Source organism: Inquilinus sp. 2KB_23 (assembly GCF_052115705.1).
GTDB lineage: Bacteria > Pseudomonadota > Alphaproteobacteria > DSM-16000 > Inquilinaceae > Inquilinus > Inquilinus ginsengisoli_A.
Genome location: NZ_JBFRHF010000016.1, coordinates 128090 through 144967 on the forward strand (window position 1 = coordinate 128090; position 16878 = coordinate 144967).

Consider the following 16878-nt stretch of genomic DNA (forward strand, 5'->3'; position numbering starts at 1 on the left):
CGCGGGCCGGCCTGACGGCAATGTCGCAAAGAAGCGAGGCGACCGCGTCAGTCGACCGGGATCTCGCGGGTGCGGCCGACCCGGCGCAGCAGCGCCATCAGCTCCGGCTGCTCGACCGCGACGCGGCGGTACTGCGGGCGCAGCGCCTCGCGCAGCCGGCCCTTGGTGCCGAGTTGGGCCTCGGCATAGTCGATCATCACCGTGTTCGGCCAGGCCTGCGGCCGGATCGCGGCCAGCCGCGCCACCGCCTTCTCCTCCTCGCCCGGATCGCGCTGGGCGATCAGCATCAGCATCGCCGCGGTCGAGCGCGACACGCCCATATGGCAGTGGACCAGCAGGTGGCGCAGGCTTTCGCCCTCGGCCGCCATCGCCTCGCCGAATTCGAGGATCGAGGCGACATGGTCCGGCGTGGGGAAGATATGGCCCGGCAGCTCGTCGATGATGTCGTGGAAGCGCAAATCCAGCCGGCGATGCACCGCGAAGCCGTCGAAATAGGTCTCGGCCGGGGTGCCGGGATCGGCGATCGACAGCACATGGGTGACGCCGGCGGCGCGGAAGCTTGCGATCTCGTCGAGCCCGCAGACGGTGAGATGGCGGTCGGGGTGCAGCAGCATCGGTCTTCCCTCGTGTCTGCCGCATTGTCCCCGCCCGGCCGCCGCCGGGTCAAACGCCGATGGGGTGCGTCAGCCGTGCGGGGCCGGAATGCAGGCCTCCCAATCGAGTCAACACATCTGTGGACTTCTACAGAAGTGTGGATCATCATTATCTTGATGAACGCGCAAGAGCTGAAACGGCTGCTCGCCAAGCATGACTGTACCTTCGAGACGCATCGAGGAGGCAGCGGACATCTCACCGTTCGACGAGGCGATCGAGTCAGCCAGCTTCCGATGCATGGCGCTCACAAGGAGCTCGGCAAAGGTCTCGTGAACAAGATCCTGAAAGATCTAGGGCTGAAATGATGTTCATCTACAAAATCGAACTGACCCCGGACGATAACGATACATTTCTGGTGACCTGCCCGCTTCTTCCGGAGGTGACCAGCTTCGGGGACAGCATGGAGGACGCCAAACGCCACGCGGTCGATGCGATCGACGAGGCCCTGGCCGCGCGCGTTGCCGCTGGCGCGGATATCCCAGTCGAGGACAATGGGACGGTCGATCTGGATCGAGATTTGGCGTCCCTGGTCCGCGTGCCGCTGCAATCTGCGATCAAGACGCTGCTCCACATCGCATGTCGTTCAGTCGGTGTCAGTCGGGCTGAACTCGCCCGCCGCCTGGGTTGGCATCGGGAGCAGGTGGACCGCTTGTTTCGCTTCGACCATGCGACAAGGTTGGACCAGTACGATGCGGCATTCGGCGCGCTCGGCCGAGCACTCGACTTGGAACTGGCCTCTGCGGCGTAGCGGGACGATTTCCTCGTTCAGAACAGCCCTTCCACCTGGCCGTCGGCGTCCAGCCGGATGGCGTTGGCGGCGGGGACCTTGGGCAGGCCGGGCATGGTCATGATGTCGCCGCACACCGCGACCAGGAACTCCGCCCCCGCCGACAGCCGCAGCTCGCGCACCGGCACGACATGGTGCGACGGCGCCCCCTTCAGCGCCGGGTCGGTGGAGAAGCTGTACTGGGTCTTGGCGACGCAGATCGGGAAATGGCCGTAGCCGCCCTTCTGGTACTGGAGGAACTGGTCGCGCACCTGCTTGTCGGCGATGACGTCGTCGGCGCCATAGATCGAGGTCGCGATGGTCCGCATCTTCTCCCACAGCGGCACGTCGTCGTCGTACAGGGTGCGGAACTGCGAATGGCCGCCATCGGCCAGGGCCACCACCTTGCGCGCCAGCTCCTCGGCACCGGCGCCGCCATCGGCCCAGTGGGTGCAGACCTGGGCGTCGACCCCATGCTCGGCGCAATAGTCGCTGACCGCCTGCAGCTCGGCCTCGGTGTCGGCGACGAAGCGGTTGATCGCGACCACCGCCTGCACGCCGAACTGGCCGACATTGCGGATGTGGCGGCCGAGATTGGCCAGGCCCTTCTTCAGCGCCGCGACATTCTCGCGCCCCAGATCGTCCTTCGCCACGCCGCCATGCATCTTCAGGGCGCGGACGGTGGCGACGATCACCGCCGCCACCGGCTTCAGCCCGGCCTTGCGGCACTTGATGTCGAAGAACTTCTCGGCCCCGAGATCGGCGCCGAAGCCGGCCTCGGTGACGACATAGTCGGCCAGCTTCAGCGCCGTCTTGGTCGCCATCACCGAGTTGCAGCCATGGGCGATGTTGGCGAAGGGCCCGCCATGGACGAAGGCCGGGTTGTTCTCCAGCGTCTGCACCAGGTTGGGCATGAACGCGTCCTTCAGCAGCACGGTCATCGGCCCGTCCGCCTTCAGGTCCTTGGCCGTCACCGGCTTGCGGCTGCGGGTGTGGCCGACGATGATGCGGCCCAGCCGCGCCTCCAGATCCTTCAGGTCCTTGGCCAGGCAGAAGATCGCCATCACCTCCGACGCCACGGTGATGTCGAACCCGTCCTCGCGCGGGAAGCCGTTGGCGGCGCCGCCCAGGCTGGTGACGATGCCGCGCAGCGCCCGGTCGTTCATGTCCATCACCCGCCGCCAGGTGACCCGGCGGGTGTCGATGTCGAGCGCGTTGCCCCAGTAGATGTGGTTGTCGAGCAGGGCCGACAGCAGGTTGTGGGCGCTGCCGATGGCGTGGAAGTCGCCGGTGAAGTGCAGGTTGATCTGCTCCATCGGCACCACCTGGGCATAGCCGCCGCCGGCGGCGCCGCCCTTGACCCCGAAGCAGGGGCCCAGCGAGGGCTCGCGCAGGCAGATCGCGGCCTTCTTGCCGATCCGGTTCAGCCCGTCGCCGAGGCCGACGGTGGTGGTGGTCTTGCCCTCGCCCGCCGGCGTCGGGGTGATGGCGGTGACCAGGATCAGCTTGCCGTCGGGCCGGTCCTCGAGCCCGTCGACGAAGCCGGAGGCCAGCTTGGCGATGTTCGGGCCGTAGCTGTAGAGCGCGTCCGCCGGGATCCCGAGCTTCGCCCCGATCTCGACCACCGGCCGCATCTTCGCGGCGCGCGCGACCTCGATATCCGACGGTACCGACATGAATCTGCCCCCAAGCCAGCGTTTTGAGCCATCGTCGCATAGCATCCCGAAGGCGGCCCCGTCTGCGGCGACATTGCGCGACCCCGATGCGACACCCCGCGGATCCGGCCCCGAGCCATGCGTTTCCGCTGTTCGCCCCCATCCAGCCCGTCGCATGTAGCCTCTTTGTCGAATTTGCGACCCGTGCTACCGATTCGTCAGGCAGGCGCAAACGCCGCCGGGAGGCAGAGGGACCAATGGGCCAGGATTCAGGGTTCGACACCGAGACCATCGGGTTCCTGCTGATTCCGCAGTTCTCAATGATCGCCTTCACCTCGGCGGTCGAACCGCTGCGCATCGCCAACCGCATGGCCGACAAGACGCTGTACCGCTGGATCGTGCTGTCCAAGGACGGCCAGCCGGTCAAGGCCAGCAACGGCATCAGCGTCGGCGTCGACACCGCGCTGGCCGAGCTGAGCCGCCAGTCCGGCATCTCCAAGCCGCTCGACATGATCTTTGCCTGCTCCGGCCTGGGCATCGAGCGCTATCGCGACGACGAGGTCTTCGCCTGGCTGCGCCGGGCCGAACGCCAGGGCGTCGGCATCGGGGCGCTGTGCACCGGCTCGCACCTGCTGGCCCGCGCCGGCCTGCTGGGCGGCCACCGCTGCGCCATCCATTGGGAGAACCTGCCCGGCTTCGCCGAGACCTTCCCCGAGATCCCGGTGTCGAGCGACCTGTTCGAGGTCGACCGCAACCGCTTCACCTGTTCCGGCGGCACCGCGGCGATCGACATGATGCTGCACCTGATCGCGCTGCGGCAGGGCCGCGACCTCGCCACCAAGGTGTCCGAGCAGTGCCTGGTCGACCGCATCCGCAGCCCGCACGACCGCCAGCGCCTGCCGCTGCGCGCCCGCCTCGGCGTGCACAACCCGAAGCTGGTCTCGGCGATCGAGCTGATGGAGGCGAACATCGCCGAGCCGCTGCCGCAGGAGGAGCTGGCCGCCCATGTCGGGCTGTCGCGCCGCCAGCTGGAGCGGCTGTTCCGCAAGCAGCTGGGCCACAGCCCGGCGCATTACTACCTGGAACTGCGGCTGGAGCGGGCGCAGCATCTGATCAACCAGAGCGACCTGCCGATCGTCGATTTGGCCCTGGCCTGCGGCTTCGTCTCGGCGTCGCATTTCTCGAAATGCTACCGCCAGCTCTATGGCCGGTCGCCGCGCGAGGAGCGGGCGAACGCCATCCTGCGCGGTGTGCCGATGCCGGAACGACCGGTGCGCCAGAAGATCCTCGCTTGACGACGCAGCCCAGCTTTGCTGCGCTGCGTCATGAGAGGACTCGCAACGGAGGATGGTTCTGTGCATAGTCCGTGGCTTCGCGTAACGGCATCCCGGACCCGAATGCCCGTAGACCGGACCTGGCAGGCCTTTCTGGCCGCCGCCCGCCCCGTCGTCGAGACCTGCAGCACCCCATGACACGATTCTTTGTGACCGGCACCGACACCGATGTCGGCAAGACCCTCGCCTGCGCCTGCCTGGCCGTTGCCTGGGACGCGGATTACTGGAAGCCGGTGCAGACCGGCCTGGCCGAGGAGCCGGGGGACACCGCGACCATCGCCGCGCTGACCGGCATGTCCGCCGACCGGCTGCAGGCGCCGCGCTATTCCTTCCAGGCGCCGCTGGCCCCCGTGGCCGCCGCGGCGCTGGAGGAGAGCGAGATCGACCCGGCCGCCATCGTGCCGCCCTTCTCGACCCGGCCGCTGCTGATCGAAGGTCCCGGCGGCGGGCTGATGGTGCCGCTGGACTGTTCGACCCTGGCGGTCGACCTGCTGTCGGTGTGGCGCTACCCCACCATCGTGGTGGCGCGCAGCGCCCGCGGCACGATCAACCACACCCTGCTGACGATCGAGGCGCTGCGCGCCCGGAAGATCCCGATCGCCGGGGTGGTGATGAACGGCCCGCTGAACGGCGGCAACCGCGCCGCGATCGAGAAGCATGGCGGCGTGCCGGTGATCTTCGAGATCCCGGAGCTGCAGCGCGTCACCCGCGCCGTGATCGCCGAGCTGGCCCATGCCGTGCCGCCGCTGGGCGAGATCCTGGCCGAAGCCATCGCCGCCTGAGGCGGCGAACGCCCCCTCCTCGTCATTGCGAGGAGGCGAAGCCGACGAAGCAATCCATAGTCCCGCACGAACGGCCCGATGGATTGCTTCGCTACGCTCGCAATGACGGGTTTGGAATTCCACACAGAAACAGAACGGGCCCCCCTGAGGCGCCCGTCTTCATTCCGGAACGGCGGTTCGGATCAGTCCAGCGACTCGTCCATGGCGAAGCCGCCGCGGCCGTCGAAGGTGAAGCGGCCGTCCTGCATCGCCTTGACCCAGCGCGCCGACCGCTCGAGCCCGCCGAAGGCGAATAGGTGCAGCTGGGCCAGGCCGCAGCCCTGCTCCTTGGCGCGATAGTCGGCGAGTTCGACCAGCAGCTTGTCCGGCACCGACACCGAGGCCAGCTTGGCGATGTTCATCGCCTGGCGGGTCAGGAAGCGGATCGACGGGCCGACGCCGCACATCGCGGCATAGTGGATCAGGCTCTTCAGCTTGGCCGGGCCGGCCAGGCCGAGATGGATCGGCAGCGCGTTGCCGGCGCGGCGCAGGCTGCGGTCCCAGGCGATGATCGCCTCGGCGTCGAAGCAGAACTGGGTGGCGATGTACATCGCCGTGCCGGTCGCCTTGGCATAGGCGTTCTTCTCGACCACGGCGCGGGCGATCTCGTCGGCCGGGATGTCTTTGCTGCCCTCTGGGTGGCCGGCGACGCCGATGGTCTTGATGCCGTGCTTCTGCAGCAGCCCGGTCTCCAGCACCTGCATGCTGCGGTCGAACGGGCCGGCGGGGGTCGAGACGCCGCCGCCGATCACCAGCACCTGGTCGACGGCCGCTTCGCCGGCGAGGCGGCGCAGATAGTCGTCGAGCTGCGCGTGGCTTGCCAGGCTGCGGGCCGCGATGTGCGGCACCGGCACCAGGCCTTCGCCGCGCAGCCGGGCCGCGGTCTGCACGATTTCGCCGAGATCGGCGCCCGGCAGCATGGTGATGTAGACGGGGGTCTCAGGCGCCAGATGCGCGCCGTAGCTGGCAGTCTTGGCGGCGATGCCGGGGGCGGTCTCGATCGACAATCCGCGGAACAGATCGACCACCGCCGTCTTGGGCGTGGGCAGGGAGACGATCTTCGCGGTCGACCGATTGAACCCGAGCATTCACCGACCTCCATGGGCACGGCGCCAGCACCGGCGCTTGATCACAAGATGGTGACGACAGGGCTTTCCTGCTGCATCGGCGACGACCGGAACTGTCCGGAAGGCGACACCGCGGCGCGATTGCGACAGGTACGGCTGCGATGGCCATCCCCAATTTCGACATGGTCGGCTGGTGACCTGGGCCGGTCACTACGCCCGGAGGACCGCATGCGCGCCCCGCTTCTGCTCGCCGCCCTGCTGCTGGCCGGCACCGCCGTGCCCGCCCTGGCCTTCGACTGCACCAAGGCGCGGTCGCCGGTGGAGAAGGCGATCTGCGCCATGCCGGAGGCCAAGCGGGCCGATGACGCCATGAGCGCCGCCTATGCCGCCCTGCAGGCCGGGATGGACAAAGCGCACGGCCAGGTGCTGCTGCGCAACCAGCGCAGCTGGCTGCAGCAGCGTGAGGCGCGCTGCCGCGACTGGAGCCAGGAGACGGTCAAGATCGACGGCGCCTGCCTGGCACGCGAGACCGAGTCCCGCCGCCGCCTCCTGACCGGCGAAGCGGAGTATGCCGGCCCGGGCGCCCTGCCCTTCCGCCCGAGCTTCAGCGAGCGGATCGAGCCGGCGCACAAGGTCGAGGTGTCGATCGCCGTGCCGCAGCTCGCGGCCGGGGCAGGCCCTGCGCCCGGGCTCGATGCGCTGCTGCAGGCGACAGCAAAGACCGCCGACGACCCGGTCGACGATGATCCGCACTACAACTACGACGCCGGCTACACCATCACCTATGACAGCGGCGAGCTGGTATCGGTGGTGTTCGATATTTACGTCGACCACGGCGGCGCGCATGGGCAGGGCGTGCAGGCGGCCGCCAATTACGCGCCGATGCTGGGGCGGGCGCTGAAGGCCGACGACCTGGTCGACGACAAGGGCGTCACTGCCCTGACCAACCTCTGCCGTGCCCAGCTGCGCCAGGAAAAGATCCGCCGCGGCGCGGACGCCGATGCGGTCGATGGCGACCTGACCGACAAGGCCGTGGGGGACGGCATCCGGACCATCGAGTCGTGGCAGTTCCGCCGCGACGGGGCCGCCATCCATTACGACGCCTATGAGATCGGCGCCTATGCCGAAGGGTCGTATGACTGCACCATTCCCTGGCCGGTGCTGCGCAAGGCGGCGAAGCCCGACGCGCCGCTGCCCCGCAGCTAGCTAGGCCGCCGCGGCCAGGATTTCCTTCGCCACGTCGATGAAGGCGCGCAGCTTCGGCGCGGTGCCGGCGCGCCGGGGGTGGTAGAGGAACAGCCCGGCCTCCTCGATCGCCGTCGCCGGCAGCAGCCAGCGCAGCCGGCCGTCGCGCAGCTCCTGCCGGACCAGCGGTTCGAACACATAGGCGATGCCGGCGCCGGCCAAGGCGAGGTCCTTGGCGTAGCTGGAATCGGTGACCCGCACCGTGCCGGTCACGCCGACCGCGACGTCCTCGCCATCCTGCACCAGGTCCCAGGCATAGACGCCGCCGGAAGCGAGCAGGCGGAAGCCGATGCAGTTGTGCCGGGCCAGCTCGGCGATGGCGGCCGGTTCGCCCCGCGCCGCGAGATAGGCCGGCGCCGCCACCATGATCGCCCGGAACGGCGGGGTCAGCCGCACCGCCACCATGTCCTGCGCGATCATGCCGCCCAGGCGCACCCCGGCGTCGAAGCCTTCGGCGACGATGTCGGCCAGCCGGTCATCGCTGGTGACCTCGACCACCAGCTCCGGATGGCGCCGGGCCAGTTCCAGCAGGATCGGGGTCAGCGCGATCGGCTGGGCGATGCGCGGCACGTTGAGGCGCAGCACCCCGGTCACCCGGCCGCCGGCCAGGCGCAGCCGTTCGAGCCCGTCCTGCAGGTCCTGCAGCGCCGGGCCGAGGGTGGCGACGAAGCCCTGCCCCGCCTCGGTCAGCGCGACGCTGCGGGTGGTGCGGGCGAACAGCGGCGCGCCGATCCGGTCCTCGACCATCCGCACGGCGTGGCTGACCGCGGACGGGCTCATCCCCAGCTCCCCCGCCGCCGCCGCGAAGCCGCCGCGCCGGGCCACGGCCAGGACCACCGGCAGATGGGGCAGCAGGTCACGATCCATTCATGCACCCGATCGCACAGTCATTGCGAACTGAACCATATTATCAACGAACCGATCGCAGGCCATCCTTCTCCGCACACCCCCATTCCGGGGTCCGATCCGGAGAGCATCATGCCCAAGACCTGGTTCATCACCGGCGCCTCGTCCGGCTTCGGCCGCGCCTTCGCCGACCATGCCCTGGCCCAGGGCGACGCCGTGGTCGCCGCGGTCCGCACCGTCGCGAAGCTGGACGACCTGGCGGCGCAGGCGCCCGACCGGGTGCTGGTCCTGCCGCTCGACGTCGACCGGCCGGGCGCCGCCCAGGCGGCGGTCGATGCGGCGGTGGCGCGCTTCGGCGGCATCGACGTGCTGGTCAACAACGCCGGCTACGGCATCGTCGGCGCGGTCGAGGAGACGCCGGAGGCCGAGCTGCGGGCGCAGATGGAGACCAATTTCTTCGGCGCCGCCGCCGTGATCCGTGCCGCGCTGCCGGTGCTGCGGGCCCAGCGCCGCGGGGCGATCGTCAACATCTCCAGCCTGGGCGGGCAGCTGTCCTTCGCCGGGTTCAGCGCCTATTCGGCCTCGAAATTCGCGCTCGAAGGCCTGTCGGAGGCCCTGGCGCAGGAGCTGGCGCCGTTCGGCATCAAGGTACTGATCGTCGAGCCCGGCGCGTTCCGCACCGGCTTCCATGGCGGCGCCCTGCGTCCCATGCCGGTGATGGCCGCCTATGCCGAGACGGTCGGCAAGACCCGCGACTTCGCCCGCGGCCTGCACGAGGCCCAGGAGGGCGACCCGCGCAAGGTCCCCGCCGCGGTCGAACGGGCGCTGGCGGCGGCGCGGACGCCGCTGCGGCTGCAGCTGGGCGCCGATGCCGTGGCCATGGTGCGCGAGCATGCCGAGACCCTGCTGGCCGAGCTGAAGGCCTGGGAGGCGGTGGCGCTGGCGACCCGGGTCGAAGCGATCGGGGCCTAGCCGATCGGCAGCCCCTCCACGGAGTTCACCGCCTCTATCGTGAAGGAGAAGCCAAGGGCCGGCCATTGTCGAAGCCTCGGGCGCCGCGGCACAGTGGGCGCGGGCGCCGCCGGCGCCCGACACACAGGAGCACCCGTCCCTTGCCCCGGCCGACCCGCGACGCCGCGCCCGAACCGACCCCCGACTTCCAGCCCCCCGTGCGGTCGGCGAAGCTGGCCGACCAGCTCTATGAGCAGGTGCTGGCCAAGATCGTCTCGGGCGAGTTCGCGGAGGGCGACAAGCTGCCGTCGGAGACCCGGCTGGGCGGCCTGTTCGGCGTGTCGCGGCCGGTGGTGCGCGAGGCGCTGTCGCGGCTGCAGGCGGACGGGCTGGTTGCCGCCCGCCACGGCGCCGGCAGCTTCGTCCGCCACCGGCCGCGCACCGAGTTCCAGAGCGTCGCGCCGATCGGCAGCATCGCCGACCTGATGCGCTGCTTCGAGTTCCGGGTGGCGCTGGAGGGCGAGGCCGCCTGCCTGGCCGCCGAGCGGCACACCGCGGCCGAGCTGACGGCGATCGAGGAGGCGCTGGCCGCCCTGGACCGGGTGATCGAGACCGGCGCGTTGGGGGCGGAGGAGGACAACGCCTTCCACATCGCCGTCGCCCGGGCGGCGCAGAACGACCTGTTCACCACGGCGCTGGAGAGCCTGGGCCGGCATGTGCTGAACGGCATCCATGTCGCCCGCATCCTGTCGCTGGCGCACAACCGGTCGCGGCTGCGCCTGGTGCAGGACGAGCATGTCGCCGTGGTCGAGGCCATCCGCCGGCGCGACCCCGACGGCGCCCGCAACGCCATGCGCCGCCACATCGAGAACGCCCGGCTGCGCGTCCTGGGCCGGGCCGACGTGCCGCCGGACGACAAGCCCGACGCCGTTGGCGGGTCGTGATCCCGATCAGCGCTGCTCGGCGGCGATGCGCAGGCCCAGCGCGATCAGCAGCACGCCGGTGACGCCCTCGATGGCGCGGCGGATGCGCGGCCGGCGCAGCACGTCACCGGCCTTGGCCACGGCGACGGCATAGGCGGCGAGCCAAGCGAAGGTCATCAGGCTGAACACCAGCCCGAGGGCCAGGAAGACAGCGAAGGCCGGCTGCCCGTCCGGCACGAATTGCGGCAGCAGGCTGGCGAAGAACACCGCCATCTTCGGGTTGCCGAGATCGCTGACCAACCCCTGGCGGAACGCCGTGCCCCGGCCGAGCCGCCGCGCCTGCGCCGTGGTTGCGGCGTCGGCCATGCCGGGGCGCCAAGCCGCGCGCAGGGCGTGCAGGCCGAGCCAGACCAGATAGGCGGCGCCGGCGTATTTCACCGCCAGGAACAGCGGCTCGGACGCCACCAGCAGGGCGACGATGCCAAGGCTGGTGGCGAAAGCCCAGACCGCCTGGCCGAGCGACACGCCGAGCGCGGTGAAGATGCCGCCGGCGCGGCCGCCGAGCAGGGCGTTGCGCACCGTCACCGCGGTGTCCGGCCCGGGCGTGACGATGACCAGCAGCGACACGCCGAGAAACGCCAGGATCGACCCCGTCACCATGTCCTCTCTCCTCCGCGCCCGTGAGCCGAAGTCCCGACGGTAGCGGGGCGGCCCGCCGGGTGTCGAGTCGCCGGCGTCACCGCCCGCCTCGGCGCACGCCGAAGCTGGCGAGGAAACCGAGGGTGCCGAGCACGGCGGCGACGCCGAACACCCAGGCGGCGGCGTGGATGATCTCGGCCGCGCCGCCGGCCCCGGCCATGCCGGCCTCGTTGGCGACCAGCCCCGACACCGCCGCGCCGATGGCGTAGCCGCCGGATTGCAGCGTCGGCAGCAGGCCCGAGGCGGCGTCGCGTTCGCCCGGCCGCGCCGCCTCCATCACCGCCTGGCTGAGGAAGGCCCAGGACAGGCCGAAGCCGGTGCCGATCAGGATCTGGCACAGCATCAGCAGCCAGGGCTGGCCGGACACCAGCGCGACCATCACGCCGAGCAGGCCGACCGCGAGCAGGAACGGCCCGAGCCGGATCAGCCGGGCCTGCACCGCGGGCCGGGCGACATTGGCGACCAGGATGGCCGACCCGCTCCAGGACAGCGCCATCAGGGCGCTGACATAGCCGGCCATGGTCGGGCCGTAGCCCCAGAGATGCTGGATGGTGATGTTGAGGTAGACCGAGGTCGCGGCCTGGGCCAGCGGCATCAGCAGCACCACCCACAGCCCGGCCCCGACCGTCGAGCGGAAGGTGAAGGCGTCGGACGGGAACAGCCGGTCGGGGCTGCGGCGGTCGAGCAGCACCACCCCGGCCAGCACCGCCATCGCCGCGGCGACGCAGAGCGCGGCCTGCCAGCTGTGCGGCACGATGCCGGCGACCGACACCAGCATGATGCCGACGGCGCAGCCGGACAGGCGCAGGAACGGCACCGCGACCCGCTTGCGCTCGCCGCGGTCCGGCGGCACCACCACGGCGACCAGGGCGACGAAGATCAGGATCAGCGGCACGTTGATCAGGAAGGCGGCGCGCCAGGACACGGTCTCGGTCAGCACGCCGGACAGCAGCGGTCCGCCGAAGGCGGCGGCCGCCCAGACGATCGCCTCGGCCCCGAACACCTTGGGCAGCAGCCGCGACGGGAACAGCTCGGGGATCAGGGCGTAGCAGATCGCCGCGATCACCCCTTCGCCGGCGCCCTGGAACAGCCGCCCGACCAGCACCATCGGCATCGACCCGGCCAGCCCGGCGACCAGGGTGCCGACCAGGAAGGCGGCGGCCGAGGCCATCAGCGCCGGGCGGGTGCCGATGCGGTGCTTGATCATCGCCGCGGCGGCGCCGCCGACGATCGCCGCGACCAGATAGACGGTGAAGGCCCAGCTGATCAGGTCGACGCCGCCGAGTTCGGTCACCGCCGTCGGCAGCGAGGTCGAGACCAGGAAGCCGTTGAGGGCGTAGAGCGCCACGCCGAGGCACAGGGTGGCGACGGCCGCGCCGTAGCGCCGGGTGAACAGCTCACCCCACCGGCCACCGATCGTCTCCTCCATGGTCTCGTCCTTTTTGCAAGTTGGCTCTTGCTATATCCGGCCGATTAAAAAAGCAACTGCTTTGAAAAATGCGTGACCGGCAACGTCGATCTGGAGAGGGAGGATAGGTCGGTGAGGCCGCAGAGCGTACCGTTCAAGAGCGATCGCTGCCGACCGTGGCGCCCGTCATCGGCCGCAGCCGGCCCGTTGCGGAGGGCGGCCGCGATCCGGCGCTCCTGCGCTTTCCAACTCAGCCGCCGGTCTTCAGCAGAGCGGTCCGGACCGAGAGGATGTCGCTCCGCAGCCTTCGCAAGGCATCCTCGGAAAGCCCGGTGGCCCCATCGACGCAGGACGGGAAGTCGCGGGCCTTGTCCCGCAAGGCCGCGCCCGCTTCGGTCAGGCGCACGCGCACCTGGCGCTCGTCGTCCGGGTCGCGACGGCGCGCCAGAAGTCCCATCCCTTCGAGCCGCTTGAGCAACGGCGTCAAGGTGCTCGATTCGAGGAACAGCGTCTCGCCCAGGCTGCCGACGGTCCGGTCGTCCTTGGCCCAGAGCGCGACCAGCACGAGGTATTGCGGATAGGTCAACCCCAGGGCCGACAGCAGCGGTTTGTAGACGCGGTTGAATGCGTGGCCCGCCGAATAGACCGCGAAGCAGATGAAATCGTCCGGAACCGGGGCTGTGTCGGACATGAGGGGACTCCAGGCTGATCGGGCGAGCCCTGTCTCGCCATCCTCTAGATAAGTCGTGCGCGATCATATCGCAAGGTATTGACATCGCCGATCGATGAGCACATTTAGTTATCGAGCGATTATATCGCTCACGATATTAATGTATCCCCGAGGTGTCCGCCATGGACCTGCATGCCGATGGCCGACGGAAATATCCGAGATCGAAGTTGCTGGCGTCATCCGCCGGCCGCGGCTGGTCGACGATCGCCGCCGAGCTCCGCTCCCATCCCGCAGGCCGGATCGTCTCCGTCGCCCAGCAGAGCGTCGAGATCGTCATCGCCGTCTGCGGCAGCGATGACGGTTTCGTCATCCGCACCGGTGCGGGGCGGCGGCAGCAGGCCCGGCCGACATCGGGCACCATCTGGCTGGCCCCGATCGGCATCGGCGACGAGGAGATCACGATCACCGCCCCGATTCCCGAGGCCTTGCACCTGTATCTGCCGGCCCGGCAGTTCAACCTGCTGGCGGATCGGTACAACCTCGCCGGATCGCCGATTCACGCCATCCAGTACCGGGGCGGCCTGAACGACGAGCTGATCCGCCAGATCGGCCTGTCCGTGCTGACGGAGATGATGCGGGAAACCTCGACCGGCCGCATGTTCGCGGAGGTCTCGTCCCTGATGCTCGCAGCCAGGCTGGCGCACGACTATGCCGACAGCAGCGCCCTCGATCCCGGCCCGGGCCGTCCGCATCGGCTCGACAATGCGCGGCTGCGCCGGGTGCTGGACCACATCGAGCGGCATCTGGAGGATGAGATCGTCGTCGCAGGCTTGGCTGAGATGGCCCATCTGAGCACCTTCCATTTCACTCGGATGTTCACGGCCGCGGTCGGCATCCCGCCCTACCGCTATGTCAGCCGCCGGCGCCTTGAAAATGCGATGGCCATGCTCGCCGTCGGCAGGCTGCCGCTCAGCGAAATCGCGCACCGGTCCCGCTTCTCGTCACAGGCGAGCTTCAGCCGCGCGTTCCGCCGCGCCACCGGCATGACCCCGGGCGAATACCGGCGCCTCGTCCGCTAGGCCGCCGCCGGGCCGGATTTCCGGGCCGATCGCAAGCACGGTCAAGACCACAGCAGGCTCGGGAAAGACGCGCCTCGGCCGGCCTTCCTAGCCTGGGGCGTTCAAAGCCGGTTCCGCGCCGAAGGCCGCAGCCGGCCCCCCCATGACGAACAGCCGGATCCCCCATGACCCGCTTTCCGAAACTCGCAGCCCTGATCACCGGAGCCTGTCTCATGACCCAGCTTGCCGCGGCCGCGTCCCCGGACCCCGCCACCGACCCGCGCATCGATCCCCAGGTCCGGTCGTTCCTGTCCGGGATCAACAAGGACCCCAGCCCATTCTGGGAACTGCCCCAGCCGAAGCCGCAGGACATCCTGACCGGCCTGCAGTCGCAGACCGCGGTCGACATGTCCGGCGTCACCACGACCGAGCGCACCGTCACCGTGGATGGGCGGCCGGTGAAGCTGTACGTCATGACGCCCGACCACCCGGCCGCGAAGCCGGGCGTGCTGCTGTTCATCCATGGCGGCGTCTGGATCGTCGGCAATTTCCAGAACCACCAGCGCCTGCTGCGCGACCTCGTCGTCGGGTCCGGGCAGGTCGGCGTGTTCGTCGAATACACCTCGCTTCCGGCCGCGAAGTTTCCGACCCAGCTGGAGGAGAGCTACGCCGCGCTGACATGGGCCTCCGCTCATGCCAGCGAATTCGGCGCGGATGGCAGCCGCATCGCCGTGGCCGGCAACTCCGTCGGCGGCAACATGGCCGCGGCGCTGACGCTGATGACCCGGGACCGCAACGGGCCGAAGATCAGCTACCAGGTGCTGTTCATTCCGGCGACCGACGCCAGCGTCGATACCGAATCCTATCACGACTACGGGATCGGCCGCTTCCTGGCCCGCGCCTTCATGAAGTATGGCTGGGACCTCTACGCGCCCGATGCGAAGACGCGCGACAACCCCTATGTGTCGCCGCTGCGGGCGACCATCGACCAGCTCAAGGGCCTGCCCCCCGCGCTGGTCATCACCGCGGAGAACGACCCGTTGCGCGACGAGGGCGAGGCCTATGCCCGGAAGCTGAAGGCGGCCGGCGTCGAGGTCGCGGCGGTCCGCTACAACGGCACGATCCATGACTTCGTGCTGCTGAACGCGCTGCGCCATGTGCCCTCTACCGAGGCGGCCATCGAGCAGGCCAGCGAAGGCCTTCGCCGGCATCTCGAGCCGTAACCAACGACGGACTCGGCGCGGCGGGGCTGCTCCGCCGCGCCTGTGTCGCGACATCGACGACGGCGTCCGCCCCACAGGCGCGGGGCGGACGCCATGTTGATTGCGTGCCCCATATCCTGTTCGTTGTTTGCCCTATGAACAGGGCGCACTCCGCCAGCGCTGTCCAGGCCGCCCGCCGCGAACCGGCCCGGGACCTGCCAGGAAGAGACGGACCGTATCACCTTGACGGATCAGCCCAATATACAAGCCCATCTATCAAATACAGAAAATGCAGATCAATTTGTCTATACATCAAAGACGCAAACCTTGACTGTATAAGTCCGACATACTATCATAAACTTCTTAATTATTGCGCCAATAAGGACATATTATTATGCAGCAAGCGTTCGGCAGCATCAGCGGCAGCGACGGCTCGATCCTGTGCGGTTCCGGAAATTTCTCGGTCGAAAAGACCGGCAAGGGCACGTTCACGATCACGCTGCAGGGCTCGTCTTCGATCCCCCCGGTCGTGGCGGCCACCCCGGGCGACCAATACGTGACCGCGTCGATCGTCATCCCGTCGACAGATGGTGGAAACGGCAGGCAGCCCAGCTTCAACCTGATAACGGGCTACACCGATCAGGGCAGCAACAACCCGATGGACATCTATGTCGTCAACTTCATCGCGGCCTGGACTTAGCCCGTATATCTCACACCCCCTGCGTCCTGCGCCGGTTCAAAATGCCGGCGGGGCAGGAGAGCGGCGCAGCGCGATGCGGTGGCATCGGGCAAGCCGTTCGACGCACCGCGTCGGCATTTTCAACCGGCCCGGAGGGTCGTCTTGCGGCGGCCGCCTGCGGGGGCGGGCCGCTCAACCGTATGGCCCCATACGTTTTTCGCGTCCCGCCCCCGCAGCCGACTCGCCGCAAGGCGACGCAGGGCGTAGGGGGTGTGAGATATTCGGGCTAGGGCCGCAACATCGTCGGACCCCGCCCGGTCACAGTCCCGGGCGGGCGATCCGATAAAGCACATGCGGGCGCAGTTCGTCGCCCGGCGGAACCGTGACGTCTTCGAAGTCGCTATCGGGGACATGGGCCAGGCCCAGGCGCTCCATGGCGCGGCGTGACGGGAGGTTGATCGCCGAGGTGTAGCCGATCACCTGCGGCAGGCCGAAGCGGGACCAGGCGGCGCCCAGGCAGGCCTGGCCGATCTCCGTCGCATAGCCCTGGCGCCAGAAGGCGCGGCCGAGGATCCAGCCGATCTCGGCCGGGTGGTCGCCCGGCACCTCGGGGCCGGGGCGGGACAGCCCGCCGCCCCCGACCAGCGCGCCGTCCGCCTTGCGTTCGACCGCCACGAAGCCGAAGCCGCATTCCGCCAGCGCCGCGATCGCGTCGTCGATCACGGCGCTGGTCTCGGCAAAGCTCAGCAGGCTGGGATGATAGTACCGCCGGACCTCGGGGTCTGCGTTGATCGCCGCGAAGTCGACGCGGTCGGAATCTTCCCAGGGGCGCAGGATCAGCCTGGGAGTCTCGAATCTCATGGTTCGCCTCTCGCCGGTCGCGCCGGCCCTCGAAGCGCC

The 16878-nt window shown here is 69.3% G+C and carries 18 protein-coding genes; 10 read left to right on the forward strand and 8 right to left on the reverse strand.

Annotated features, from left to right (window positions below; translation table 11 throughout):
* Positions 1 to 47: 47 nt before the first annotated feature.
* Entirely contained in the window at positions 48 to 614 is a 567-nt protein-coding gene (locus tag AB4112_RS20890; RefSeq protein ID WP_441722786.1) for a tyrosine phosphatase family protein, read from the reverse strand.
* A gap of 156 nt (positions 615 to 770) precedes the next feature.
* On the opposite strand from AB4112_RS20890, the gene AB4112_RS20895 reads away from it, so the two are divergent.
* Both AB4112_RS20895 and AB4112_RS20900 read left to right on the forward strand, forming a co-directional pair.
* Entirely contained in the window at positions 771 to 959 is a 189-nt protein-coding gene (locus AB4112_RS20895; protein ID WP_441722855.1) for a type II toxin-antitoxin system HicA family toxin, read from the forward strand.
* Entirely contained in the window at positions 956 to 1402 is a 447-nt protein-coding gene (locus tag AB4112_RS20900) for a type II toxin-antitoxin system HicB family antitoxin (RefSeq protein WP_441722788.1), read from the forward strand. The genes AB4112_RS20895 and AB4112_RS20900 overlap by 4 nt, the downstream gene beginning before the upstream one ends.
* A gap of 17 nt (positions 1403 to 1419) precedes the next feature.
* Here the strand turns inward: AB4112_RS20900 and AB4112_RS20905 are convergent, their stop codons facing one another.
* Positions 1420 to 3096, reverse strand: coding sequence for a formate--tetrahydrofolate ligase (locus tag AB4112_RS20905; RefSeq protein ID WP_441722789.1), 1677 nt, complete (start codon positions 3094 to 3096; stop codon positions 1420 to 1422).
* 236 nt (positions 3097 to 3332) lie between these two features.
* Here AB4112_RS20905 and AB4112_RS20910 point away from each other — a divergent pair, with 236 nt between their 5' ends.
* On the forward strand, positions 3333 to 4370 hold the full coding sequence (locus AB4112_RS20910) for a GlxA family transcriptional regulator (RefSeq protein ID WP_441722791.1): 1038 nt from the start codon (positions 3333 to 3335) through the stop codon (positions 4368 to 4370).
* Between the two features lie 173 nt (positions 4371 to 4543).
* Positions 4544 to 5191, forward strand: a complete 648-nt coding sequence (gene bioD, locus AB4112_RS20915; RefSeq protein ID WP_309797219.1) for a dethiobiotin synthase — start codon at positions 4544 to 4546, stop codon at positions 5189 to 5191.
* A gap of 182 nt (positions 5192 to 5373) precedes the next feature.
* On the opposite strand, the gene AB4112_RS20920 is transcribed toward bioD, so the two are convergent.
* On the reverse strand, positions 5374 to 6318 hold the full coding sequence (locus tag AB4112_RS20920) for a metFprotein (protein ID WP_441722793.1): 945 nt from the start codon (positions 6316 to 6318) through the stop codon (positions 5374 to 5376).
* Positions 6319 to 6525: 207 nt separating this feature from the next.
* Here AB4112_RS20920 and AB4112_RS20925 point away from each other — a divergent pair, with 207 nt between their 5' ends.
* Positions 6526 to 7503 carry a DUF3298 domain-containing protein gene (locus AB4112_RS20925; RefSeq protein ID WP_441722795.1) on the forward strand — a complete coding sequence of 326 codons (978 nt, stop codon included), beginning with the start codon at positions 6526 to 6528 and terminating at the stop codon, positions 7501 to 7503.
* On the opposite strand, the gene AB4112_RS20930 is transcribed toward AB4112_RS20925, so the two are convergent.
* Entirely contained in the window at positions 7504 to 8409 is a 906-nt protein-coding gene (locus AB4112_RS20930; RefSeq protein WP_309797211.1) for a LysR substrate-binding domain-containing protein, read from the reverse strand.
* A gap of 111 nt (positions 8410 to 8520) precedes the next feature.
* Between AB4112_RS20930 and AB4112_RS20935 the strand changes: the two genes are divergently transcribed.
* Together AB4112_RS20935 and AB4112_RS20940 are read left to right on the forward strand one after the other, a co-directional pair.
* Positions 8521 to 9360: an oxidoreductase gene (locus tag AB4112_RS20935; protein WP_309797210.1), complete on the forward strand. Its 840-nt coding sequence runs from the start codon at positions 8521 to 8523 to the stop codon at positions 9358 to 9360.
* Positions 9361 to 9500: 140 nt separating this feature from the next.
* Entirely contained in the window at positions 9501 to 10283 is a 783-nt protein-coding gene (locus AB4112_RS20940) for a FadR/GntR family transcriptional regulator (protein ID WP_441722797.1), read from the forward strand.
* Positions 10284 to 10289: 6 nt separating this feature from the next.
* Here AB4112_RS20940 and AB4112_RS20945 read toward each other — a convergent pair whose 3' ends face one another.
* The 3 genes from AB4112_RS20945 to AB4112_RS20955 form a co-directional block, all read right to left on the reverse strand.
* A complete protein-coding gene (locus AB4112_RS20945; RefSeq protein ID WP_441722799.1) occupies positions 10290 to 10922 on the reverse strand; it encodes a LysE family translocator in 633 nt (210 codons plus the stop codon).
* Between the two features lie 76 nt (positions 10923 to 10998).
* Positions 10999 to 12390, reverse strand: a complete 1392-nt coding sequence (locus AB4112_RS20950; RefSeq protein ID WP_441722800.1) for an MFS transporter — start codon at positions 12388 to 12390, stop codon at positions 10999 to 11001.
* A gap of 229 nt (positions 12391 to 12619) precedes the next feature.
* Positions 12620 to 13060 (reverse strand): MarR family winged helix-turn-helix transcriptional regulator, encoded by a 441-nt coding sequence (locus tag AB4112_RS20955; protein WP_441722803.1) that lies wholly within the window; start codon positions 13058 to 13060, stop codon positions 12620 to 12622.
* Between the two features lie 206 nt (positions 13061 to 13266).
* On the opposite strand from AB4112_RS20955, the gene AB4112_RS20960 reads away from it, so the two are divergent.
* The 3 genes from AB4112_RS20960 (at position 13267) to AB4112_RS20970 (ending at position 15999) form a co-directional block, all read left to right on the forward strand.
* Positions 13267 to 14118: a helix-turn-helix domain-containing protein gene (locus tag AB4112_RS20960; protein ID WP_441722805.1), complete on the forward strand. Its 852-nt coding sequence runs from the start codon at positions 13267 to 13269 to the stop codon at positions 14116 to 14118.
* Between the two features lie 212 nt (positions 14119 to 14330).
* Positions 14331 to 15320 carry an alpha/beta hydrolase gene (locus AB4112_RS20965; RefSeq protein ID WP_441722806.1) on the forward strand — a complete coding sequence of 330 codons (990 nt, stop codon included), beginning with the start codon at positions 14331 to 14333 and terminating at the stop codon, positions 15318 to 15320.
* 373 nt (positions 15321 to 15693) lie between these two features.
* A complete protein-coding gene (locus AB4112_RS20970) occupies positions 15694 to 15999 on the forward strand; it encodes a hypothetical protein (protein ID WP_441722808.1) in 306 nt (101 codons plus the stop codon).
* 297 nt (positions 16000 to 16296) lie between these two features.
* On the opposite strand, the gene AB4112_RS20975 is transcribed toward AB4112_RS20970, so the two are convergent.
* On the reverse strand, positions 16297 to 16839 hold the full coding sequence (locus AB4112_RS20975; RefSeq protein WP_441722809.1) for a GNAT family N-acetyltransferase: 543 nt from the start codon (positions 16837 to 16839) through the stop codon (positions 16297 to 16299).
* Between the last annotated feature and the right edge of the window lie 39 nt (positions 16840 to 16878).

Excerpts from the sequence above, each read along its gene's own strand:
- AB4112_RS20890 (WP_441722786.1), bottom strand. The coding sequence starts at position 614 with ATGCTGCTGCACCCCGACCGCCATCTCACCGTCTGCGGGCTCGACGAG.
- AB4112_RS20895 (WP_441722855.1), top strand. The coding sequence starts at position 771 with ATGAACGCGCAAGAGCTGAAACGGCTGCTCGCCAAGCATGACTGTACC.
- AB4112_RS20900 (WP_441722788.1), top strand. The coding sequence starts at position 956 with ATGATGTTCATCTACAAAATCGAACTGACCCCGGACGATAACGATACA.
- AB4112_RS20905 (WP_441722789.1), bottom strand. The coding sequence starts at position 3,096 with ATGTCGGTACCGTCGGATATCGAGGTCGCGCGCGCCGCGAAGATGCGG.
- AB4112_RS20910 (WP_441722791.1), top strand. The coding sequence starts at position 3,333 with ATGGGCCAGGATTCAGGGTTCGACACCGAGACCATCGGGTTCCTGCTG.
- bioD (WP_309797219.1), top strand. The coding sequence starts at position 4,544 with ATGACACGATTCTTTGTGACCGGCACCGACACCGATGTCGGCAAGACC.
- AB4112_RS20920 (WP_441722793.1), bottom strand. The coding sequence starts at position 6,318 with ATGCTCGGGTTCAATCGGTCGACCGCGAAGATCGTCTCCCTGCCCACG.
- AB4112_RS20925 (WP_441722795.1), top strand. The coding sequence starts at position 6,526 with ATGCGCGCCCCGCTTCTGCTCGCCGCCCTGCTGCTGGCCGGCACCGCC.
- AB4112_RS20930 (WP_309797211.1), bottom strand. The coding sequence starts at position 8,409 with ATGGATCGTGACCTGCTGCCCCATCTGCCGGTGGTCCTGGCCGTGGCC.
- AB4112_RS20935 (WP_309797210.1), top strand. The coding sequence starts at position 8,521 with ATGCCCAAGACCTGGTTCATCACCGGCGCCTCGTCCGGCTTCGGCCGC.
- AB4112_RS20945 (WP_441722799.1), bottom strand. The coding sequence starts at position 10,922 with ATGGTGACGGGGTCGATCCTGGCGTTTCTCGGCGTGTCGCTGCTGGTC.
- AB4112_RS20950 (WP_441722800.1), bottom strand. The coding sequence starts at position 12,390 with ATGGAGGAGACGATCGGTGGCCGGTGGGGTGAGCTGTTCACCCGGCGC.
- AB4112_RS20955 (WP_441722803.1), bottom strand. The coding sequence starts at position 13,060 with ATGTCCGACACAGCCCCGGTTCCGGACGATTTCATCTGCTTCGCGGTC.
- AB4112_RS20965 (WP_441722806.1), top strand. The coding sequence starts at position 14,331 with ATGACCCAGCTTGCCGCGGCCGCGTCCCCGGACCCCGCCACCGACCCG.
- AB4112_RS20970 (WP_441722808.1), top strand. The coding sequence starts at position 15,694 with ATGCAGCAAGCGTTCGGCAGCATCAGCGGCAGCGACGGCTCGATCCTG.
- AB4112_RS20975 (WP_441722809.1), bottom strand. The coding sequence starts at position 16,839 with ATGAGATTCGAGACTCCCAGGCTGATCCTGCGCCCCTGGGAAGATTCC.